Origin of the sequence: Salinispirillum sp. LH 10-3-1, from assembly GCF_030643825.1 — a bacterium.
Taxonomy (GTDB): Bacteria; Pseudomonadota; Gammaproteobacteria; order Pseudomonadales; family Natronospirillaceae; genus Salinispirillum.
Genome location: NZ_CP101717.1, coordinates 904831 through 925015, shown reverse-complemented (window position 1 = coordinate 925015; position 20185 = coordinate 904831). Strand labels below are relative to the sequence as shown.

General features: G+C 54.6%; 19 protein-coding genes. 14 read left to right on the top strand and 5 right to left on the bottom strand.

Annotated elements, in window-relative coordinates; genetic code table 11:
• Positions 1 to 17: 17 nt before the first annotated feature.
• A complete protein-coding gene (rsmI, locus tag NFC81_RS04045; RefSeq protein WP_304996255.1) occupies positions 18 to 878 on the bottom strand; it encodes a 16S rRNA (cytidine(1402)-2'-O)-methyltransferase in 861 nt (286 codons plus the stop codon).
• A gap of 38 nt (positions 879 to 916) precedes the next feature.
• Here rsmI and NFC81_RS04040 point away from each other — a divergent pair, with 38 nt between their 5' ends.
• The 10 genes from NFC81_RS04040 (at position 917) to NFC81_RS03995 (ending at position 9556) form a co-directional block, all read left to right on the top strand.
• A complete protein-coding gene (locus NFC81_RS04040) occupies positions 917 to 2851 on the top strand; it encodes a penicillin-binding protein activator (RefSeq protein WP_304996254.1) in 1935 nt (644 codons plus the stop codon).
• Entirely contained in the window at positions 2848 to 3189 is a 342-nt protein-coding gene (locus tag NFC81_RS04035; RefSeq protein WP_304996253.1) for a YraN family protein, read from the top strand. The genes NFC81_RS04040 and NFC81_RS04035 overlap by 4 nt, the downstream gene beginning before the upstream one ends.
• Complete coding sequence (locus NFC81_RS04030; RefSeq protein WP_304996252.1) at positions 3189 to 3788, top strand: SIS domain-containing protein; 600 nt, start codon at positions 3189 to 3191, stop codon at positions 3786 to 3788. Before NFC81_RS04035 ends, NFC81_RS04030 begins: the two co-directional genes overlap by 1 nt.
• Positions 3788 to 4351 (top strand): BON domain-containing protein, encoded by a 564-nt coding sequence (locus tag NFC81_RS04025; protein WP_304996251.1) that lies wholly within the window; start codon positions 3788 to 3790, stop codon positions 4349 to 4351. Before NFC81_RS04030 ends, NFC81_RS04025 begins: the two co-directional genes overlap by 1 nt.
• A gap of 125 nt (positions 4352 to 4476) precedes the next feature.
• Positions 4477 to 5373 carry a universal stress protein gene (locus tag NFC81_RS04020; protein WP_304996250.1) on the top strand — a complete coding sequence of 299 codons (897 nt, stop codon included), beginning with the start codon at positions 4477 to 4479 and terminating at the stop codon, positions 5371 to 5373.
• Between the two features lie 192 nt (positions 5374 to 5565).
• Complete coding sequence (gene aroA, locus NFC81_RS04015; RefSeq protein ID WP_304996249.1) at positions 5566 to 6867, top strand: 3-phosphoshikimate 1-carboxyvinyltransferase; 1302 nt, start codon at positions 5566 to 5568, stop codon at positions 6865 to 6867.
• Between the two features lie 38 nt (positions 6868 to 6905).
• The gene (ppa, locus tag NFC81_RS04010; protein ID WP_304996248.1) at positions 6906 to 7433 is read left to right on the top strand and encodes an inorganic diphosphatase; all 528 of its coding nucleotides are present in this window, start codon (positions 6906 to 6908) and stop codon (positions 7431 to 7433) included.
• Positions 7434 to 7530: 97 nt separating this feature from the next.
• The gene (gcvT, locus tag NFC81_RS04005) at positions 7531 to 8607 is read left to right on the top strand and encodes a glycine cleavage system aminomethyltransferase GcvT (RefSeq protein WP_304996247.1); all 1077 of its coding nucleotides are present in this window, start codon (positions 7531 to 7533) and stop codon (positions 8605 to 8607) included.
• Positions 8608 to 8618: 11 nt separating this feature from the next.
• On the top strand, positions 8619 to 9005 hold the full coding sequence (gene gcvH / locus NFC81_RS04000) for a glycine cleavage system protein GcvH (protein WP_304996246.1): 387 nt from the start codon (positions 8619 to 8621) through the stop codon (positions 9003 to 9005).
• A 41-nt stretch (positions 9006 to 9046) separates the two neighbouring features.
• Positions 9047 to 9556, top strand: coding sequence for an ACT domain-containing protein (locus NFC81_RS03995; protein ID WP_304996245.1), 510 nt, complete (start codon positions 9047 to 9049; stop codon positions 9554 to 9556).
• 36 nt (positions 9557 to 9592) lie between these two features.
• Here NFC81_RS03995 and rimI read toward each other — a convergent pair whose 3' ends face one another.
• The 3 genes from rimI to NFC81_RS03980 are packed head-to-tail and all read right to left on the bottom strand — an operon-like array spanning position 9593 to position 12414.
• Complete coding sequence (rimI, locus tag NFC81_RS03990) at positions 9593 to 10051, bottom strand: ribosomal protein S18-alanine N-acetyltransferase (protein WP_304996244.1); 459 nt, start codon at positions 10049 to 10051, stop codon at positions 9593 to 9595.
• Positions 10044 to 10856 (bottom strand): hypothetical protein, encoded by an 813-nt coding sequence (locus NFC81_RS03985; protein ID WP_304996243.1) that lies wholly within the window; start codon positions 10854 to 10856, stop codon positions 10044 to 10046. The genes rimI and NFC81_RS03985 overlap by 8 nt, the downstream gene beginning before the upstream one ends.
• A 13-nt stretch (positions 10857 to 10869) precedes the next feature.
• On the bottom strand, positions 10870 to 12414 hold the full coding sequence (locus NFC81_RS03980; RefSeq protein ID WP_304996242.1) for a 2-isopropylmalate synthase: 1545 nt from the start codon (positions 12412 to 12414) through the stop codon (positions 10870 to 10872).
• Between the two features lie 249 nt (positions 12415 to 12663).
• Here NFC81_RS03980 and NFC81_RS03975 point away from each other — a divergent pair, with 249 nt between their 5' ends.
• The 4 genes from NFC81_RS03975 (at position 12664) to NFC81_RS03960 (ending at position 17940) form a co-directional block, all read left to right on the top strand.
• Positions 12664 to 15336 carry an MMPL family transporter gene (locus NFC81_RS03975; RefSeq protein ID WP_304996241.1) on the top strand — a complete coding sequence of 891 codons (2673 nt, stop codon included), beginning with the start codon at positions 12664 to 12666 and terminating at the stop codon, positions 15334 to 15336.
• Positions 15333 to 16244, top strand: coding sequence for an outer membrane lipoprotein-sorting protein (locus NFC81_RS03970; protein ID WP_304996240.1), 912 nt, complete (start codon positions 15333 to 15335; stop codon positions 16242 to 16244). The genes NFC81_RS03975 and NFC81_RS03970 overlap by 4 nt, the downstream gene beginning before the upstream one ends.
• 11 nt (positions 16245 to 16255) lie before the next feature.
• The gene (locus tag NFC81_RS03965) at positions 16256 to 17545 is read left to right on the top strand and encodes a hypothetical protein (RefSeq protein WP_304996239.1); all 1290 of its coding nucleotides are present in this window, start codon (positions 16256 to 16258) and stop codon (positions 17543 to 17545) included.
• Between the two features lie 137 nt (positions 17546 to 17682).
• On the top strand, positions 17683 to 17940 hold the full coding sequence (locus NFC81_RS03960) for a type II toxin-antitoxin system prevent-host-death family antitoxin (RefSeq protein ID WP_304996238.1): 258 nt from the start codon (positions 17683 to 17685) through the stop codon (positions 17938 to 17940).
• Between the two features lie 347 nt (positions 17941 to 18287).
• On the opposite strand, the gene NFC81_RS03955 is transcribed toward NFC81_RS03960, so the two are convergent.
• On the bottom strand, positions 18288 to 20129 hold the full coding sequence (locus NFC81_RS03955) for an HPr family phosphocarrier protein (RefSeq protein WP_304996237.1): 1842 nt from the start codon (positions 20127 to 20129) through the stop codon (positions 18288 to 18290).
• Positions 20130 to 20185 lie beyond the last annotated feature (56 nt).

Genomic DNA, 20185 nt, shown 5'->3' with positions numbered 1-20185 from the left:
TTACGCCTTTTCCCAGTTTAAGGTTTCGACTTCTGGGCGAGCAGTCGAGCATACAAATCGTTCTTACTACCACCCAATAAACGTGCCGCCTCGCCGGCCGCTTTTTTCGGTGGCATATGTTCCGCCAGCAGCGCGAGCAATGCATCAGCATCAATACCTGGGTTTAACACATCTTCGGTTTGCCCATGAATCAATAGGACTATTTCACCACGCTGCTGATCACTGTCTTCATGCACCCGTGCCGCCAGCTCACTGGCCGTACCCGACAGGAAGGTCTCAAACTGCTTGGTCAATTCCCGCGCCACCACCAAAGGACGCTCTGGCGCCAACTCTGCCAATAGATTCAGCGTATCGAGCAAGCGTCGCGGCGACTCGTAACACAGACTGGTGCCACGATAGGACAGGACTGCCGACAGTGTGCGCTCGCGCGGCCCCGCCTTCGCCGGCAAAAAGCCAATAAACTGGAAGCGATCTGTTGGCAGGCCAGCCGCGCACAACGCCGTAATGACGGCCGAAACGCCAGGAATAGGCACGACATTCAGACCCCGTTCTCGCAAAGCTCGCACCAATACAAAGCCTGGATCAGAAATCAAAGGCGTGCCCGCATCCGTAATCAAGGCTAAGGATTCACCCGCCTCCAGCCATTGAACTATCTGCGTCAATCGGCCCGCTTCATTGTGCTCATGCACAGACACCAATGGTCGATTAATGTCATAATGTTGCAACAGATGTTGTGAATGACGGGTATCTTCCGCCAGAATGCGATCCACACTGCGTAATATTGTCAGTGCTCGCAGCGTAATGTCATCGCGATTGCCAATAGGCGTCGCTACTATGTAAAGCGCTGGTACAGACAATTGGGTCGACTGATCCGACATATATAATGCATCCGATGTACTGGGAATAACGTGAATTTATGAAACTGACGCTGCGCGCACAACTCGTCAAAAGCATCGCTAACAAAGCCTTAACGCTCGGCTGCCTGGTCGTTTTGGCGGCGTGTTCTACCACACCCGGCCCAGCCACAGAAGACCGTCAACCGGCGAGCCCTAGTACCAGTCTAACGGATTTACCGCTCGATACCGAGCGTCCAATTGACGAACTTGCCGCCGAACTTCCCAGCGACTACGACCGCTCAAGTCTCATAGAGCTGGATCTCGCACCGATTGGTGAACATGCTTACGCTCTGGAGCTGGCTAAGATTTTCTATCTTCGTCGAGAGCCCGAAAAAACCGCGCGCTTGTTAAGCACCATTCCCTTTAATCGCCTTCAGCCTATACAGCAGCGCGACTATGCATTGCTAGCCGCTAAGACCGAACTTTCACTTTTCAATTCCCGCGAGGCATTAAGTTGGCTGGCGGGAGATCACACGCACCTGTTCGATGACTTGTCACTGCCACAACAGATCGAAGTTAGCCTACTGCGCGCCCAAGCCTTCAGTTTAGCGAACCAGCCGATATCCGCAGCTCGTGAACGCATCTTTATCCACACCATGCTGTCGGATGAACAGCAAGTGAGTAACGTGGAAGCCATTTGGCTGGAATTGCAATACGCCGAGCCCGCCGCCATTGAGCGCCTAGCCTTGATTCAAACAGCACCGGATTACAGCGGCTGGCTACAACTGGCCAGTCTGTACCACGAGCACCAAGACGATCTGGATACGCTGATGCGCCAAATAGCCCGCTGGCAAGCCATGAATCCACAGCATCCAGCAGCCCGTCAGCTACCGGTCAGTCTGCTTACGTTAAGCCAAAGCCTCGCTACACGCCCCCAAAACATTGCTGTTATTTTGCCGCAATCAGGCAGTTTAGGAGCCGCTGGCGAAGCCATTATTGATGGCTTTATGGCGGGTTATTTTACCGCAAAAAATGAAGGGCGAGACGTCCCGGAATTACGGTTCTATGACGAAGCGTCGTCACCACTCAATTTATCGCGTTTGATCCGTGAAGCCATTGAAGACGGTGCTGATATGATTGTTGGGCCGTTGAATCGCCCGTCCGTCGACCAGATTGAAGAGCTTCGTCGACTGCCAATCCCCATTCTCGCCCTGAACCGCACCGATGGGCGCATTGAGCCCAACGTGCAAATTACCCAGTTTGCCTTGGCCCCCGAAGATGAAGCGCGCCAAGTTGCGCAACAAGCATGGCAGCAAGGCCATCGTGTGGCCGCAGTGATTGTTCCGGAAGGTGATTGGGGGCGCCGTGTATCCGAAGCGTTCCGCATGGAATGGCGCTCGTTAGGTGGAGAAATGGTCGCCCGTCAGGAAATCCGCCCACGTGATGATGGGTTCCGTTATCTGGCGCAGGTTAAAGAACTACTCAGCATCGACGAGAGCGAGCGCCGAGCCCGTGAAATTAATGCATTAATTCCGGGCAACGTGCAGGCTGATCCTCGCCGCCGCCGTGATGTCGACCTTATCTTTATGGCGGTGCAACCGGAACAAGCGCGGCAACTGCGCCCCCTGTTGAATTACCAATACGCCGAAGACCTGCCGATCATGTCCATCTCCTCCATCGTGGCAGCCGGCGACACCAGCCGTAACTCAGATCTTAACGGTATTCGCTTTTTAGAGATCCCATGGCAGCTCAACACCTACCCGCAACAGGCTGCGTTGCGCGAGTTATCGCCCGATCAATACGAGCGTTACACTCGCCTCTATGCCATGGGTCTTGACGCCTACAATCTGGTACCTCGCCTGCGCTATCTGCAACAAGACCCTAGTGCCAGTTACCAAGGCGTGACCGGCACCATCAGCCTGGCACCGAACGGTCAGCTAAACCGACGTTTGCGCTGGGCCGAGTTCATAGGCGGACGCGTTGTTGCTACGCCTGAACCTGAGCCAACATCATGAGCCTTGCCATCGGCTTGGAAGCCGAAGCTCAATGCGCGGACTACCTAAGCTCACAAGGCCTGACATTAGTGGCACGCAATGTTAAATGCCGCCATGGCGAACTCGACCTCATTATGCGAGATGGTGCAACGCTCGTGTTCATCGAAGTCAAAGCACGACGCTCCCGTCATTTCGGTGGTGGCCTTGCCGCTGTGACGGCCAGCAAACAACAGAAACTGCGCCACGCCGCGCAATGGTATCTGGCCCACCATAAGATGACTGAAGCACCCTGCCGTTTCGATGTCGTCGAGGTTAACCTCAACACACAGGAATTCACCTGGATCAGGAATGCCTTTTAATGTCTGACACTCGCATGCTGCTGACGGAGCGCATCGTTGGCGCGATCGAACACCTACAGGAAACGGCAGAGCAATGCTTGGAGCGTGTCTCCAATGCCGGTGATTTGATGAGTAACACCTTTCTGAACGACGGCAAGATTTTGGTGTGCGGTAACGGCCCCAGTGCAGCGTCAGCACAACTGCTGGCGAGTTACTTATTGCACCGCTTCAGTCACGATCGCCCAGCACTGCCCGCCATCAACTTAAGTAATAATTCCGCATTAATTACCCAAATTGGTGTTGAATCCAGTATAAATGATGTATTCGCCAAGCCGATTCAAGCCCTAGCGCACCCCCAAGATTTACTGGTGGTGTTTGATCACGGTACGAAAATCGGCAATCTCGTGCAGGCGGTACAAGCGGCCCATAACCGTGGCTTGCGTGTGCTGGCATTTACCTGCCAAGAAGGCGAAGATGTGCAGTCGGTGCTGACACCAGAAGATATTGAATTACCTGTACCACAGGCAGGGGCCCGAGCTATTGAAGCCCATACTGTACTGATTCACTTGCTGTGCGAATTGATTGACCTACACATTTTTGGTTCCGAGGAGTTGTCCTAATGCGCGTTACCTTGCCACTCATTGTTCTGACCGGCTTTCTGTTGACTGGTTGCGGCCTATTCGGCAGCAGCGGCCAAGAACAGCGTGTCGACGAACCAGGACTGACCGTGGGCGAGATCATTGATGACAACGCGCTAGAGAATCGTATTCGTGAAGGCTTAATCAATGCCGACCCGCGCTTTGCCGATGCCCGTGTCTATGTCACCTCGCACAATGCACGCGTGCTGTTAACAGGGCAGGTACCGGATGCTGAAATGGTCCGCAAGGCAACCGAAGTCGCCCGTTCCATGCGCCGCATTCGCATTTTGCACAATGAACTCACGGTCAGTGATTCACCCAGTTTGGACGTCCGTGCCAGTGACCAGTGGATCAGCGTGCGTGTAAAAAGCAAAATGCTCTCCACTGCTGACTTTCCGTCACGTAAAGTGGTGATAACCACGGAGAATGGCACCGTCTATCTAATGGGTGTGGTGTCAGTCAATGAAGGGCGCCGTGCTGAGCTGCTGGCCGCTGAGGTCAATGGTGTGCAGCGGGTTGTATCCCTATTCGACTACGTCGAATAAACCTACCCCTTGGCAACTGTGGCCGGATTGACGTAGATCAGAGCAAAGCGAACAATTAGTGTCTATGCTTTGAGTACATTAAGAGTGACCTGAAAGTCACCCCACTTGCCAACGGGAGATCTGCCATGAACCCGATACTCGTCTACTTCGATCCGGCAGAAGACAATCTGTCTGTTTTTAACAAAGCCGGGTACCTGGCTCAAACGCTAGGCACCACCCTGTTCCTCTTCACCAACGGTTACAACAGCTCACTTGCTAACAACCATCCGGTTGATGCCGCATCGGGTGAGCGCTCGCGTGATGCCTTCGTTGGCCGGTTAGAAAAATCACTGCTAGAAGAAGCGGAACAATTGCGCAACAAAGGCCTGGAGGTTGTGGTAAAGGCAGTATGGGATAAGAGCCCTTGGCATGCCATCGACGAGTTACTGCAAACCCAGCAATTCGAGTTTATCATCAAGGGTACCCACCACCAGAACGTCATGCAGCGCACCTTTTTCAGCTCCACCGACTGGGACTTGATGCGCTGTAGCCCGCTGCCCGTCTTGCTCGTGAAGTCGGAGCCATGGCCTGAACACTTGCATCTAACCGCCTGTGTTGACCCCATTGAGCACGGCGACGCACCGAAGATTCTCGATAAAGCCATTGTGCTGCAGGGCAAGGCTTGGCAGGAGCAACTCAGCGCCAAGTTAGAAATCCTGAACGTTTACGACCCTACCCCTTTTATGGTGTATATGGACCCTCCGGTGCCCGACACCACCCCCATTACTGAAGCCCTCGCCCAGCAGCATCAAGAAGCGCTAAATGCACTACTGGAAGACTGTGGACTTCCCGCAACACTCGGCAAACTGGAAGCAGGCACGCCGACAGCAACCATTCCTGACCTCTTGTACGAAGGAAATACACAGATCGTGATCATGGGTGCTCAGACTCGTGAAGGCATTGGCCGTTGGCTTATCGGACATACCGCAGAGAAGGTGTTGGATCGTATTACCTGCGACATTCTCGTGATAAAAACAGGCTGAGGAAGCCCCAAAACTTTCCCACGCGCTAAAGAACGTTCTAGCGCCAAGAAAGCCCGCAATAGGGGTACGTTATACCCCTATTGCGGGCTTTAGAGCGGACAGAACACCACATATCATCCCTTCCCCATTGCCTCCACTGCTCAGGCCGCTACAATAGCCACTCTTTCTTTCTCAGCAAAAGCAGCACGATTAATGGAACGCCTTACCCTGTCACCGCTTTCCCACGTCGACGGCGAAGTTACCATTCCCGGTTCCAAGAGCCTATCCAACCGAATCCTGTTGCTGGCCGCATTAGCGGAAGGCACAACGCAGATCGCCAACCTACTCGACAGCGACGACATAGCGCGCATGCTGGAGTCGTTAAAAGCCTTGGGGGTCAACTACACCCTGAGCGACGACAAAACCCGCTGCTCAGTTACTGGCCTCGGCGGCAGCTTTCAGTCGACCGAAGCACTGACTCTGTTCTTAGGTAATGCGGGCACTGCCATGCGCCCCTTGACCGCCGCCCTGTGCCTGGGCCAAGGTGAATACACCCTTGAAGGCATTGCGCGCATGTATGAGCGCCCGATTGGCGACCTTGTAGACACACTGCGTCAACTCGGGGCCGACATCACCTATCTTGGCAACGCAGGCTACCCACCCTTGCGTATTCGCGGTACTGGTCTGCGCGGTGACCGGGTGAGCATCAAGGGTAATATCTCCAGCCAATTTTTAACCGCGTTGTTAATGAGCGCGCCGATGGCGGAACAAGACCTCACCATTGACGTTGACGGTGAGCTGGTCTCGAAGCCCTATATCGACATCACTCTGGACGTCATGGCACGCTTCGGCGTAGCCGTGGAAAACCGCAATTATCAATCGTTTTTCATTCGTGGCCGTCAGCGCTACCGCTCGCCTGGCAACATCATGGTGGAGGGCGATGCTTCGTCAGCGTCCTACTTTCTAGCGGCGGGTGCCATAGCTGGCGGTACCGTGCGCGTACACGGCATTGGCAAGGCGTCGGTACAGGGTGATGTGAAGTTTGCCGATGTACTGGCTCAGATGGGCGCTAAGGTCACCTACAGTGACTATTGGATTGAAGTATCGCGTGGAGAACTGAACGGTGTGGATGTTGACCTGAACCACATCCCCGATGCCGCCATGACCATAGCCACCACGGCCCTGTTCGCCAAAGGCCCGACTGCCATTCGCAACGTGTATAACTGGCGCGTGAAAGAAACCGACCGCTTACATGCCATGGCGACCGAACTGCGTAAACTGGGTGCCGAGGTCGAAGAAGGCGAGGACTACATCGTGATCCAACCACTCAGCACGCTGCAAGCGGCCGAGATTGAAACCTACGATGACCATCGTATCGCCATGTGCTTTTCACTCGCGGCCTTTGGCAATGCGCCCATCACCATATTAGACCCTGGTTGTACGGCGAAGACATTCCCAACCTATTTTGCTACCTTCCGTTCCATCACGACCGATGCAACGGCAGCAACAACCTAATTTTTTACCCGATTTTCGACTAGAATGAGGACTGTACCATGAGTTATAACTCGATCCCTGCGGGCAAAGACTTGCCCAACGACTTTTATGTTGCCATTGAAATTCCAGCAAATAGCAGCCCTATTAAGTATGAAATCGACAAAGACGCTGACGCCTTGATGGTTGATCGCTTCATGGCGACGCCGATGTTCTACCCAGCCAACTACGGCTACATTCCGCAAACGCTGGCCGACGACGGTGACGCCTTGGACGTATTGGTGGTAACGCCTTACCCTGTACAACCGGGCTCAGTCATCCGGGCTCGTGCAATCGGCATTCTGGAAATGACCGACGAAGCAGGTACCGATGCGAAACTGGTGGCTGTGCCGCACCAAAAGCTCACCCGTCTGTATGACGATGTGAACGAAATTGAAGACTTGCCTCCCTTGTTGATTGAGCAAATCAAACACTTCTTCGAAAACTACAAAGACCTGGAAGTGGGCAAGTGGGTTAAGGTTGAAGGCTGGAAAAACGCTGACGCCGCCCGGGCAGCCATTATGGCCGCCGCCGCAGCCTATAAAGGCTAAATCACATTACCGAATAAGCGCGCAACGGTTCTCGGCCTTGCGCGCTTTTCGTTTGTCACCAATCACAGTGCTCCAATCACTGGATGCGAGGCCTTGCATGAACCGCACACCGCTGTATGACTTTCACCTCCGTAATGGCGCCAAAATGGTGGCCTTTCACGGCTGGGAAATGCCCATACACTATGGCTCACAACTGGACGAACATCAGGCAGTGCGTCAATCGTCGGGGTTGTTTGATGTCAGCCACATGACGGTGGTGGATATTTCCGGAGAAGACGCAGAGCGTTATTTGCAGCGCTTACTGGCGAACGATGTGGCCAAGCTGACTGTCACCGGCAAGGCCTTATACAGTGCCATGCTGAACGACGATGGCGGAGTTATTGACGACCTCATCTGCTATCGTCGCGATAAAGGCTATCGCCTCGTAGTAAATTCCGCCACCCGCAAACGCGACTTGGCGTGGATGACAGAACAGGCTGGCGATGCCAACCTGGGTCTGCAAGAACGACCAGACTTGGCCATGATCGCTGTGCAGGGCCCTGTTGCCATACAACAGGTCGCGCAAGCACTGCCGCAATACGATACCGAACTGGCCGTATTGAAGCCCTTTCATGCCCTTGAATCAGACACCCATTTTATTGCCCGCACTGGCTATACCGGCGAAGATGGCGTTGAAATCATCCTGCCGCTGGATGCCGTTGAGGCACTCGCACAGGAATTGGTGGAAGCCGGTGCCAAGCCCTGTGGGCTAGGTGCGCGCGATACCTTGCGCCTGGAAGCTGGTATGAACCTGTACGGCAGCGATATGGACGAACAGGTCAGCCCGCTGTCGTGCGGTATGGCGTGGACGCTCGATTGGTCAGACCAGCGTGACTTCATTGGTCGAGCTGCGCTGGAGCGCCTGCGTGAGGCGGGCGATCAGCCACAGCAAGCCGGCTTGATACTGGAAGGACGTGGCATTATGCGGGCCGGTCAGACCGTCCATTTTCCTGACGGTCAACACGGCATTATCACCAGCGGTACTTTTTCACCTACACTACAGAAATCCATTGCCTTTGCCCGCATTCCACGCGGACAATCAGGCCTATGCAACGTTGATGTGAGAGGTAAGGCATTGCCCGCTCGCATTGTAAAATTACCCTTTGTTCGTCAGGGCCAGCCTGTCGTTGAATGAGAGTACAGACTATGAGCAATACACCTGCTGATCTGAAATACACCAATACCCACGAATGGATTCTCATCGACGGTGACACCATTACGGTGGGCATCACTGATTTCGCGCAAGAGCAACTGGGCGACGTCGTGTTTGTTGACCTGCCCGAGGTTGATGCGGAAGTGGTCGCGGGTGATGGCATTGCCGTCGTTGAGTCAGTTAAAGCGGCGTCAGATATCTATGCGCCCGTGACTGGCACCATCATAGCCATCAATGAATCCTTAGAAGATGCGCCAGAGTTGGTCAACAGTGACCCATTCGAAGACGGCTGGTTCTTCAAGATGAAGGTACACGATGAGTCTGAGTTGGAAGGCTTTATGGACGCTGACTCCTACATCGATCAATGCACCGACGCCTAATGGCTTATGCACAGCGCCATCAACCATAGGACACCTGAACGATGACACCACTGATTCTCAGCATCATCGCCGACGACCGCCCGGGTATCGTAGAACAGGTGGCAGATGCCATCTCTGCGCATCAGGGCAACTGGCTAGAAAGTAGCTTGGCGAACCTAGCCGGCAAGTTTGCCGGGATAGTGCGCCTTGAAGTACCTGAAGCGCAACGCGATGCGCTGTGCGAAGCGTTGGACGCCCTGACCAGCAAGGGTGTGAAGATCAGCATCGACGCTACTGATGCCCGCGTATCGGCGCACAAAGCCCGTGTGCATATCACGGTGACCGGCAGTGATCGCCCAGGCATAGTGCGTGAAATCACCGCACTGCTGGCACGCCAGCACGTTAATGTGCATGAGCTGCACACACAGTGCGAAAGCGCCCCCATGTCGGGTGATCACCTGTTTGTTGCATCTTTGAAGGTGGTTTTGCCCGACGGTATGGACGAGCACGACCTCTCCGACACCCTAGAAAGCATATCGTCGGACCTGGTGGTAGACACCGAAGTACTCTAAGGAAGCTCTGATCAATCAAAGGGCCTAAAAGGCCCTTTAAATAGTGCGAGCCATGATCAATGCATGCTCGCGCCCTTCCGGCATGCGCGGGTAGTAGTTCTCGCGAATACCTACGACGTGGAAATCCAGCTTGTGATAGAGCGCTTGAGCAGATTCGTTAGACTGACGTACTTCTAGAAACACTTCCAAAGCCCCGGCCTCTTCACAGGCTTTAAATGCCCGGTGCAAGAGCTGTGAACCAATACCCTGCCGCTGTTGGTCTGCTGCCACGGCGACGTTCAAAATCGACATTTCATCAGCCACCAGCAAACCCACACAGAAACCCACTACACGGCCTTCACGCTCAGCGATACAACTCCAGTGGTAAGGCTTGAAAGCGCGCTGTAAGGACTCCACCGTCCAAGGATGACTGGTAACCGCTGCCTCAAGAGCCAAACAGGCTGGCACATCGACCAGGGTCATGGCACGAAAGTGTAATTCCACGTGGTCATTCATGCGCACCCAACCACGGCTGCAGAGCACGCCAAAAATCCCTTTTCATACCCGGCAAATGCAATAACTCGCTGGTGCTGGGGCCTTGCAAGCACCGCACACCCTGCCATTCCCAAGGGACATCCGTCCGCGTATCAGCCGACACACAGTTAAGCAAGGAAGGCGATTGATCGCCTAACAATAATAAGCGCGTAATGGGAGTGGGCTGTTGTACTGCCTGCCATTTTTGCTGCAGGTAAAACTGCGCTTCTTCCAGGTCATGCTTAATGGAGCGATTCACAAACAAAGGCCAATCCACCAAGTTGCTGTAAAGTGGCGCTGAATGTCCGCATACCGCGTAAGCAATTGCCGCCATCAGACGATCAGCGGCTTGTTGTTGCAGTACTGGCATCTTCTTGGGTCGCGTATCGACGATCAACCAACCGTCACGCGCCCACCATTGCTGCATAAACTCAATGCCTTGCTGACGCGTCGGCGCAGCCTTCTCTACCGGTATATCGACTTCCGGCCCGGCTTTCTCAACCGCAGGCTTAGGTGCTTTAAATTCGGGGGCAATGACTTTATTGACCGCCGGAGTTGGAATCTCCGCGGCAGGCTGGTGAGGCACTGTTTCCACCACCGCCTCAAGAGCTGCTAGGGCGGAGGCTCTCGGTGAAGGTGGCGTCGAGACAGTTTCATCCGACCACACCGCCACAGCCCCATCGGCCAGCGGCGCACGCGCATACCACTGAGTGATTCCCATGGCCGCCAAGTAATCACGTCGTATGGCTTCAGCAGTAGCGGGTTGTATGGCGTCCTGAACCGTCATCGACAAGACACCGTTATACTGTTATCTGCGGGTTCAGCTTACCTTCTTGCGTCAGCAAGTTGAGGGCATGAATGTAAGCCTTCACCGCCGACACCACGATATCGGTATCTGCTCCCTTACCATTCACAATACGCCCGCCTTTTTCCAACCGCACGGTTGATTCGCCCTGCGACTCAGTACCCTCGGTCACTGCATTTACTGAGAATATCTGCAAATTCGCGCCGCTCTGTACCACCTTCTCAATGGCTTTAAAGGAGGCATCCACTTGGCCATCGCCTTCGGCACTGGTTTCCACTTGCACACCGTCCACTTTCAATTGAATGGTCGCTGTTGGCTTACCGCCGTAAACGGCGGCAGTGCTCATATCCATCAGCGCATAGCGCTCAGGCACTGTTTTCGGGCCACTTTCAGATAACAAAGCATGCAGGTCTTCGTCGAATATTTCATGCTTGCGATCGGCCAAATCTTTAAACCGGCCGAACAGCGCCATTAACTGATGTTCGTCCGCAATGCTATAACCCAGCTCTTCAAAGCGTGCTTTTAGGGCGTTTCGACCAGAGTGTTTACCCAGCACCATGCGGTTGGTGTGCCAGCCGACATCTTCGGCTTTCATAATTTCGTACGTTTCGCGATGCTTCAACACGCCATCTTGGTGAATGCCCGCCTCATGGGCAAAGGCGTTTGCGCCAACAATGGCTTTGTTGGGCTGCACTGGAAAACCGGTTACCGACGACACCAAACGTGAGGTTGGCACAATCATACGGGTATCCAGTTGCGTGGTGACCGAGAACAGATCAGGGCGCGTGCGCACCGCCATCACGATCTCTTCCAGCGACGCATTACCGGCACGCTCACCCAAGCCATTAATGGTGCACTCAACTTGCCGTGCGCCACGCGATACAGCCGCCAATGAGTTCGCCACCGCCAAACCCAAATCATTGTGGCAATGCACCGAAAAAATGGCCTTATCGGCATTCGGAATACGGTTCATCAATTGCGCGATCAAATCACCAAACTGTTCTGGAATGGCGTAGCCCACGGTGTCGGGAATGTTGATGGTGGTCGCCCCAGCATCAATCGCCTGTTCAATGATACGGCACAGGAAATCCACCTCACTGCGCCCAGCGTCTTCGCAGGAAAACTCCACATCATCCACATAACCACGCGCCGTCTTTACTGCGTGTACGGCGCGCTCAACCACTTGATCGGGTTCCATCTGCAATTTGTATTTCATATGGATGGGTGAGGTTGCAATAAAGGTATGAATTCGCGCTCTATTAGCGCCTTTCAGAGCACCGGCAGCGCGCTCTAAGTCACCATCGGTAGCACGTGCCAAACTGCAGATCGTACTGTCTTTCACCGCCTGAGCGATCGCCTGAATGGCGTCAAAATCGCCCGGACTGGCTGCGGCAAACCCAGCTTCGATAACATCCACCTTCATCTTTTCTAGACTGGTCGCAATGCGTACCTTTTCTTCCAGCGTCATGGATGCGCCTGGGCTTTGCTCACCGTCGCGCAGCGTGGTGTCGAATATCACGAGATGGTCTGAAGTGCTCATGGATGTGTGTCGCCTCATTGCTGGAGTCTGAGCGGCTGAATGCTCATTCTGTATCGTTGTTTTGAATGGCCGATTTATAGCACAAAGGCCCGATTCAAACCAGCACAGCGCACCGTTTCAAGCGCTACAAATACATGACAATCGTCACCGGACACCGTGACTCTTTGGCGATAAACTGACCAGCATCAATAAGATAACGTGACAACTTTCGTAAGGTATCCTGCAACTTAGCGAACGAGGTATATGGACATGCAACGATTATTGCTTTCGTTGAACGACTTCTTTGGCACTATCCCAAGGACAATGCGCCCCTGGCGCTGGTTGATTCTCTCTTCCACCCTCATCATCAGCGTCGTGATGGCGATTGGCGCTTTTCGCGTCACCGTTGATCAGACCTACGACAGTTGGTTCGATGCCGATGACCCTGCGCTGATCGCACTCGATCGCTTTCGCGCGCAATTCGGTTCCGACGACGGAGTCTTTCTGGTCTATCGAGCGAAAGACGGTAATGTGTTCTCATACGAGTCTCTAAACGCTATTCGAACCCTGCAAGAGCGCTTGGAGTCCGAGTCGTTCAACGACGAGTCATCCTTGAGTCATATCACCCGGATACAGGGGCTCAGCAACGCACGCGTGCAGCTCAACGAGGGCGATACCTTGCGATCAGTGCGTTTGGTGCCACACCCTCTGCGCAATGACCCGGCGGAACTGGCCACCATTGAAGCGACTGCACGTGCGCAAACCGGCTTCCCGTTATTTTACTTTTCGGAGAATGGCGAATACGGCGCCCTGATGATTCAGACCGACTTTGGTGCCATTCCCATTGAAGGCTCAGGGCCAGGCTTGGATGACGCCATGGGGTTTGACAGCTTCAGCGGCGAATTTTCCGACGGAGGCTTCAGCTTCGATGCCTTTACTGTGGACGAAACCGCACAAAGTATAGAGCGGCAATTTCGCGATACCGACTTCTACGAATACATCGATTTTATGGTGGATCTGCGTGGCGTGATCATGGCACCGGAATTTACCGAGCGCTTTGAATACTTCCCAATTGGGAACGCGGCTATGATGGACCTAACGGCCGATACCATGGTGCAGATGGGCATGTTGTTTTTGCTCATGATCGTTATCGTGGTGGCTTTGCTGTGGTTGCTCCTGCACAGCGCCAGCGCGGTGGTGTGGCCAGTGCTCGCCATCGGCCTTTGTACGCTATGGGTCGTAGGCTTCTGTGGTTGGTTTGATATCGCCTTGTCGCAAATGCTCGGCTTAACGGCGACCTTGATACTCGCCGTGGGCGTAGCCGACTGCGTGCACGTGATGTCGACCTATCTGTATTACCGCCGCCACGATCTAGACCATGAAAGCGCGCTCGACAAAGCCTATCTGAAGACCGGCCTGCCTATCTTGCTGACGACTCTGACCACCATGGCAGGTATGCTGGCATTAGCCACCAACCCGTTGGTGCAATTTCGCGTGTTCGGCTTTGCCTCGGCCGCCGGTGTTTTCCTCGCCTTGCTGTTTACCGTCATTGTGTTGCCGGTGTTGATGGATCTTTGGCATCCGAAAGACGTACACGCGAAAGCGGCTCCCGCGTCGATAAAACCTCGACGCTGGTACGGCTGGTTGTTACTGCCCGCTCGCCTGCTCACTTGGCCAATACGCCGCTTTTTAGCCATTCCACAGGTTCGCCATGTGGTCAGAGCCCATTGGCTGCAGCCTGCGCTGGAAGCCATCCCCGATAGGGTCGCGCGCGCCCCGAGAACCATTGCCGCCATCTTTCTGAGCGCCTTTGTGTTGTTTCTGTACGGTACGTCGCAAGCCAAGCTGGATTCCAACATCGTCGAACTTTTTAAAGAAGGCACTTCGTTCCGCGTGGCGTATGAAGTGGTTGATGAACACATGATGGGGACTGGCGGATTGTCCATCATGATGGACTTCCAACGCTCCGATGCACTGCAAGACCCGCAGGTATTGCAGGCGGTTGATCGCCTGCAGCGTACCCTGGAGTCCAAGTACAGCGACTATGTGGTGCGCACCAGTGCCTTAACAGATGTCGTTAAGGACACGTTGGAGGTGATGACGTTCAGCGGCAACCGCAGTATCCCTGACAGCAGCATGGCAGTCAGCCAACTGCTCTACATGTTCAACAGTGCCAACCCGGAAGATCGTCGTGCGCTGGTCAGCGACGACTACAGCCGCTCCCACATCAGCGTACAGATGCTGAACGCCGGCTCTTACGAATACGGGCTGTTCTTTCATGAAATGCAGGACGACATTGATGCCGCTTTCGAACATCTGCGTGCGGCTTACCCGGATATGGACATCACCGTAACTGGCACCACCGCCTTGATGATGCGTCTGGCCGACGACCTGGCTCGCACCCAGTTTCAAAGCCTCTTGTTGGCGATTTTCGTCATCAGCCTGTTGTTAATGATCTCTCTTGGTTCGTTGCAAGCGGGCTTACTGGGCATGGTGCCTAACCTTTTGCCAGCTATTTTCGCCTTCGGTTTTCTTGGCTTGATAGGCAGCGCCTTGGATGCCGACACCTTGCTGATTGCACCGCTGATCATCGGCATTGCGGTCGACGACACCATTCACTTCTTAACGCACTACCGCATCGCCCTAGCGCGTACCAAAAACATGATGCGTGCCCTGCGCGACACCATCAAAGAAGTGGGTCAGGCAGTGACCTTCACCACGCTGATTCTTGGCCTCGGCTTTATGACACTGGGCTTTTCGGATTACCTTGGCATCGCCAAAGTCGGCTGGCTGGGCGGCGGGGCTTTGTTCATCGCCTTGCTGTGTGACCTGCTGCTGTTGCCCGCCCTCATCATGATCTTTAAACCGCGCTTTGGTTTAAAGGATGTCGAAACCGGATTTTCCACACCCTCTAATACTGCGTCTTACGGGAGTGCCACATGAAAACACTTATCACCCGGGCCACTGCGGCCCTAATAACTACGGCTATTTTTTCAGCCGGTCTGCTGGCGGAAGAGAAACGCAGCAGCAGCGGCCTAACGGCCCGCCAGGTCATGGAGCAGGTAGAAGCTCAGCAACTGGCAACGACTGACTCGGCGTTTTCACGTATGCGCCTCACCTCATGTCGCTTTGGCTTGACGGAAGGTCAAGTGCGCTGCGTCGAGCAACCGCGCGTGCGCCAGTTGGAAAGTGTGCAGATCAACACCGGGCCTGACAACAAGGACACCAAATCCCTGATGGTCGTGCTGGAACCTGCCTCGGAGCGCGGTGTAGGCATGCTGAGCTACGCCTACGACGACACCAGCAAAGACAACGAAACCTGGATGTACCTGTCTGCACTGAATACGGTGCGCCGCATTACTGCCAGCAACAGCGATGACGACAGTGAACCCGCATCACTGTTCGGCAGCGAATTTACCACCGAAGACCAGGAAACGGGCAAGCTGGACGACTACGAATTCACCCTGCTCGACGAAACGACCTATCAAGGCCGCCCGGTGTGGGTGATTCAAAGCATCCCCACCCCTGAACGTGCACGCACTTCGCGCTACAGCAAAACCGATATGTGGATCGACCAAGAGCGCCTTGTTCAGTTGCGGGTTTCCACCTACGACCGCCGCGGTGACGAATACAAGCGTTTTCAGTTCGCCAATATCGAACGCATGAACGACGTCTGGATGGCACGTTCAATCACTGTAATGAACCTGACCAGCAGCCGCCTGAGCAACATTTCAATTGATGCCATTACCTTTGGTGTCGACATCGAAGAAGAGTTTCTGACCCAGCGCGCGCTGACCGACCAGGTATTCCGCGAGCGTCATTTGAACGCGCTGCGCGCGCAAACCCAGTAAGGAGTGACCGAATGCAAGGCTGCCGACAGCTCATCATATTCGCCTCCATGATATGGGTGGGAACATCACATGGCATGGACTTCGACGACTTTTCGTTCGATGATTTCTCTAGTGTAACTGGCGACTTCACCACCGTGTCGACGCCACCTTCTGTGCGCACAGTGATCGAACAGCGCATCGATGGGCAGCACGACGACGCATTGGCAGGCTGGTCAACACGCATCAAGACGGAACTGACACAGCCCCTGAACGCCCACGTGTTCTTTAACTTGGACGGCGGTTTAGACCTGCACTGGCCCACTGAATGGAATGGTGAAGATACCGACTGGGTGCGCACCCAAGGCCGCATCGACAAAGCCACTCTGGAAACCAGCCGCGACCAATGGCAAGCCAGTGTCGGCCTGCAAAGTTTAGTCTGGGGCAAGGTTGAAGGCGCGGGGGCGGTCGACGTCGCCAGTCCACAAGCGCTGTCACTGGGCAGTGATATTAGCGGCAGTAAAGTCGCGCAATTTATGTTGATCGGCAATTGGTATCGGGGGAACCAGCAACTGGGCGTTTTCCTGACACCTAAGCCGGGGTTCAGTATCGATTTGGGAGCAGATGCCGATCTGACCAAGATTGATTTAACCGATCCGTCGTTGCCTGTGTTGCAAAACATTGGGACTGCTATGGCGGAAGCACCGCCTGAGTTCGGCCTCAGTGCACTGACCCAATTAGGGCGCTTGGAATTAAGTCTTTACGGTGCTCGCTTGGTGCCTGACCTGCCGGTTATCGACAGCAATACCGGAGATATTTTTTTAGACCCCTACTGGCTGGCCGGTCTCAGCGCCACCTACCCGCTCGGCAACACCCTGCTGAAAGCAGACCTGGCTTATAAAAACGAGCTGGTACCCGCACAGGCGAATGATGGCATGCTGAGCGCGCTCGGTGAGGCGCGTGATCGGCTGGATGCCGCCGTGGGGCTAGAACACAACCATCGACGTTGGGGCATGTTCTTAACCTTCGTTACCTTGGAAGCATGGCTTGATAACGAAGGACTGAGCGACGATGAACGCTTAACCGGTAACCTGGCGGCGTCATGGCAAAAAGCCTTCGTCAATGACCAACTCACCACTGGCCTAACGGCCTTTACAACGTTGCAACGTGACACCTTGGTCAGCATTGGCACCCTAGGCTATGACTACAGCGATGCGTGGAATCTGGGCTTGAGCCTCACGCACTATTGGGCCAACGATGGCAGCCCGTTAGCGGCGCAAAACGGTGAAGTGCATTATCAGGCAACGGCGGCGTTCAGCTTCTAACATCTTGACCTAGTGTGGACTGCTATGGAGACACAAAGCAGCGGCGAAATCGGGATAGTAGAGGGTGTTACAACAGTCTGATTAATGATACCCTTAATAGTACTATTAAGCGCACTTTAAATGTCGTAGGTGATGAAATGAACACACTGACCGCTAACGAGCTGAAAACCAAAGGGATATCGGCGGTAGAGGCTCGTTTAAAGGTAGATGAAGAGGTCATTATCTCTGTGCGGGGGAAGGATCTCTATGTCGTCATGGATGTTGAGAAGTATGCAAAACTGCGTGAATACGAGCTGACTATTGCATTACAGGAAGCAAAGGCCGACGTTGAGGCTGGCAGGTATGTCACAGAAAGTGTTGCCGAGCACATGAAACGAGTTGCTGATGACATATAGGCTCATTTATCCTGAAAGTTATCTCAGAAAGGCTAGGAAATTCCTGAAAAAGCACCCGGAAATTCGGAATCAATACCAGAAAACCTTGGAGCTACTGGAGATTAATCCGCAACACCCCTCATTGAGGCTTCATGGACTGTCGGGCCGTTTAAGCGGACTGCATTCAGTTTCAATCAATATGAGCTACCGCATAGTGTTGGAACTGGTTATACAAGGTAGCGATATCATCCTTGTGGATGTGGGCAATCATGATCAGGTGTACTGACTGGCGAGGCTGGGTAGCGCTCAAACAGCCACATATACCGTACCACTGCGAATTCGGGAATGATAAATCAGCATTTCTCCCCTCACTCGCAGCGCGCCCAAGCGCAGAATGAAGATACGTTACCAGCCGTAATCAACTCGACCGGGATAAGCATGGTGCCAATGTCCCGCACACCGAGGAAGGGGTTATCTTCATGCGGCAAGTTCAAATAAGGCACGACCTTGTCGCCACCTATGTCGAGCGTGCGGATAATGAGCGGAAAGCCATTTAGGGTATCAACCATGGCTTTATAGGCTTGGTATTGTTCATCTTCGGTGGGGGCAGTGTCGCGGCCCAGAAACAAGAATTCCGAACGCAACAGGCCAACGCCCTCACCGCCGTATTCCAACACCTCGCTGGTATCACTCACGCTGCCGGTGTTACCCACAACTTCTATGCGTGCGGCGTCGAGCATCAGAGCTGGTTGGAAACGCTCTTCGTAAGCGACTTGGCGGGCCACCTCTCCGGCGCGCTGCGTCGCTGCAGCTCGCGTTAGGTCATTCTCGGTGGGGGATATCACCAGAATACCAGCATCACCATCAGCAATGGCGCGCTCGCTGCGCGCTTGCAAAACGTCACTTCCCATCCCGACCAGTGCAGGGATACCCAAAGCACGGGCGAGTATGGCGGTATGCGACGTCGGGCCGCCCTGTGCCGTAACTATGGCCAGCACCTTATCTTTGTCGAGAGTCGCCGTTTGCGAAGGCGTGAGATCGGCCGCCACCAGAATGGCCGGTTCTGCCAATACTGGGGCCGAGTTACCGACCGCAGAGGGGTCCAGCAAGGCCAATACGCGTTGACCAATGTCCCGCCAGTCGGCGGCACGGGCGGCTAAACGCTCATCGGCGACCTGACTTTGTTCCGCCGCACGACGCGACAAGCTGGTCCACCACGCACTGGCGGCTGACGTGCCCGATGCCAACGCCGTACGCACTTCAGAGACCACGTCCGGATCACGCAAGAGTGCCCGATGTGCTTGGAAAATGCCTTGTTGATCCTGCTGCTTGCTCTGCTCAGATTCGGCAATAAGGGCATCCAAATTCGTGATGGCTTGCTGCACGGCGGAGTCAAGCTTGGCACCCTCTTCTGCCACCGTTCCGGCTACCGCGCTGATCTGCACGTCACCGGGCTGCCAAACGACCAGAGGCGCAACGGCGATTCCAGGAGCACCCGCGCCACCGCTTAACAGCTCGCCGTCATAATGGCGATCTACCACCGCCATCGGCTCTTCTGCATGAGCTTCATCGCCTAAACCGGCCGCCACACCTTCGCACAGCGCATCCAGAGCGGCGTCGGCATCTGGCCCCTCTGCGGAAAGAACAATGGTCGAACCACCCGTCACGCCGAGGCGCAACAGGCTCGACATGGCCTTACCGTCGGCCGTTTTATCGTTGTGGCGCACTAGGATGTCGGCTTTAAACAACCCGGCCATATCAACAAAGGTGGTGGCAGGCCGCGCGTGCAAACCAGCACCTGCGGGGTAGGTAAGGGTGCGCTTCCGTGCGAAGTCAGGCAACTGTGGGTCAGCGGCGGGCGTTACAGCCTCCCCGTTCAATACCTGAACGATGCGTTCCGCATCCGGGGTATGCGCTAGCTCATCGGCCAAGGCCGGGTTCGCCAATACATCGGTGAGATTAGACAGCACCTGAATGTGCTCGTCGGAACGTGCGGCAATGCCAACGATCAAGTGCGCCTTTTCGCCGCCCTTCCAAACCACGCCCTCTGGCAACTGCAACACCGCGATACCGGTACGGTGGATGTAGTCGCGGTCTTCCTGTAAACCATGCGGAATGGCGATGCCGTTACCCAACAGCGTATTGGCGACTGCCTCGCGTCCGCGCATGCTATTAATGTAGGGCTCAGCCATGTAGCCGGCATTGACCAACAGGGCCCAACCTGTTGAATCGCATCCTCTTTGTCTGTTGCAGTTTGCCCTAAAGC

Excerpts from the sequence above, each read along its gene's own strand:
- NFC81_RS04020 (WP_304996250.1), top strand. The coding sequence starts at position 4,477 with ATGAACCCGATACTCGTCTACTTCGATCCGGCAGAAGACAATCTGTCT.
- NFC81_RS04035 (WP_304996253.1), top strand. The coding sequence starts at position 2,848 with ATGAGCCTTGCCATCGGCTTGGAAGCCGAAGCTCAATGCGCGGACTAC.
- NFC81_RS03995 (WP_304996245.1), top strand. The coding sequence starts at position 9,047 with ATGACACCACTGATTCTCAGCATCATCGCCGACGACCGCCCGGGTATC.
- aroA (WP_304996249.1), top strand. The coding sequence starts at position 5,566 with ATGGAACGCCTTACCCTGTCACCGCTTTCCCACGTCGACGGCGAAGTT.
- rsmI (WP_304996255.1), bottom strand. The coding sequence starts at position 878 with ATGTCGGATCAGTCGACCCAATTGTCTGTACCAGCGCTTTACATAGTA.
- gcvH (WP_304996246.1), top strand. The coding sequence starts at position 8,619 with ATGAGCAATACACCTGCTGATCTGAAATACACCAATACCCACGAATGG.
- NFC81_RS04030 (WP_304996252.1), top strand. The coding sequence starts at position 3,189 with ATGTCTGACACTCGCATGCTGCTGACGGAGCGCATCGTTGGCGCGATC.
- NFC81_RS03965 (WP_304996239.1), top strand. The coding sequence starts at position 16,256 with ATGCAAGGCTGCCGACAGCTCATCATATTCGCCTCCATGATATGGGTG.
- NFC81_RS04040 (WP_304996254.1), top strand. The coding sequence starts at position 917 with ATGAAACTGACGCTGCGCGCACAACTCGTCAAAAGCATCGCTAACAAA.
- NFC81_RS03980 (WP_304996242.1), bottom strand. The coding sequence starts at position 12,414 with ATGAGCACTTCAGACCATCTCGTGATATTCGACACCACGCTGCGCGAC.
- NFC81_RS03985 (WP_304996243.1), bottom strand. The coding sequence starts at position 10,856 with ATGACGGTTCAGGACGCCATACAACCCGCTACTGCTGAAGCCATACGA.
- rimI (WP_304996244.1), bottom strand. The coding sequence starts at position 10,051 with ATGAATGACCACGTGGAATTACACTTTCGTGCCATGACCCTGGTCGAT.
- ppa (WP_304996248.1), top strand. The coding sequence starts at position 6,906 with ATGAGTTATAACTCGATCCCTGCGGGCAAAGACTTGCCCAACGACTTT.
- gcvT (WP_304996247.1), top strand. The coding sequence starts at position 7,531 with ATGAACCGCACACCGCTGTATGACTTTCACCTCCGTAATGGCGCCAAA.
- NFC81_RS03960 (WP_304996238.1), top strand. The coding sequence starts at position 17,683 with ATGAACACACTGACCGCTAACGAGCTGAAAACCAAAGGGATATCGGCG.
- NFC81_RS03970 (WP_304996240.1), top strand. The coding sequence starts at position 15,333 with ATGAAAACACTTATCACCCGGGCCACTGCGGCCCTAATAACTACGGCT.
- NFC81_RS04025 (WP_304996251.1), top strand. The coding sequence starts at position 3,788 with ATGCGCGTTACCTTGCCACTCATTGTTCTGACCGGCTTTCTGTTGACT.
- NFC81_RS03975 (WP_304996241.1), top strand. The coding sequence starts at position 12,664 with ATGCAACGATTATTGCTTTCGTTGAACGACTTCTTTGGCACTATCCCA.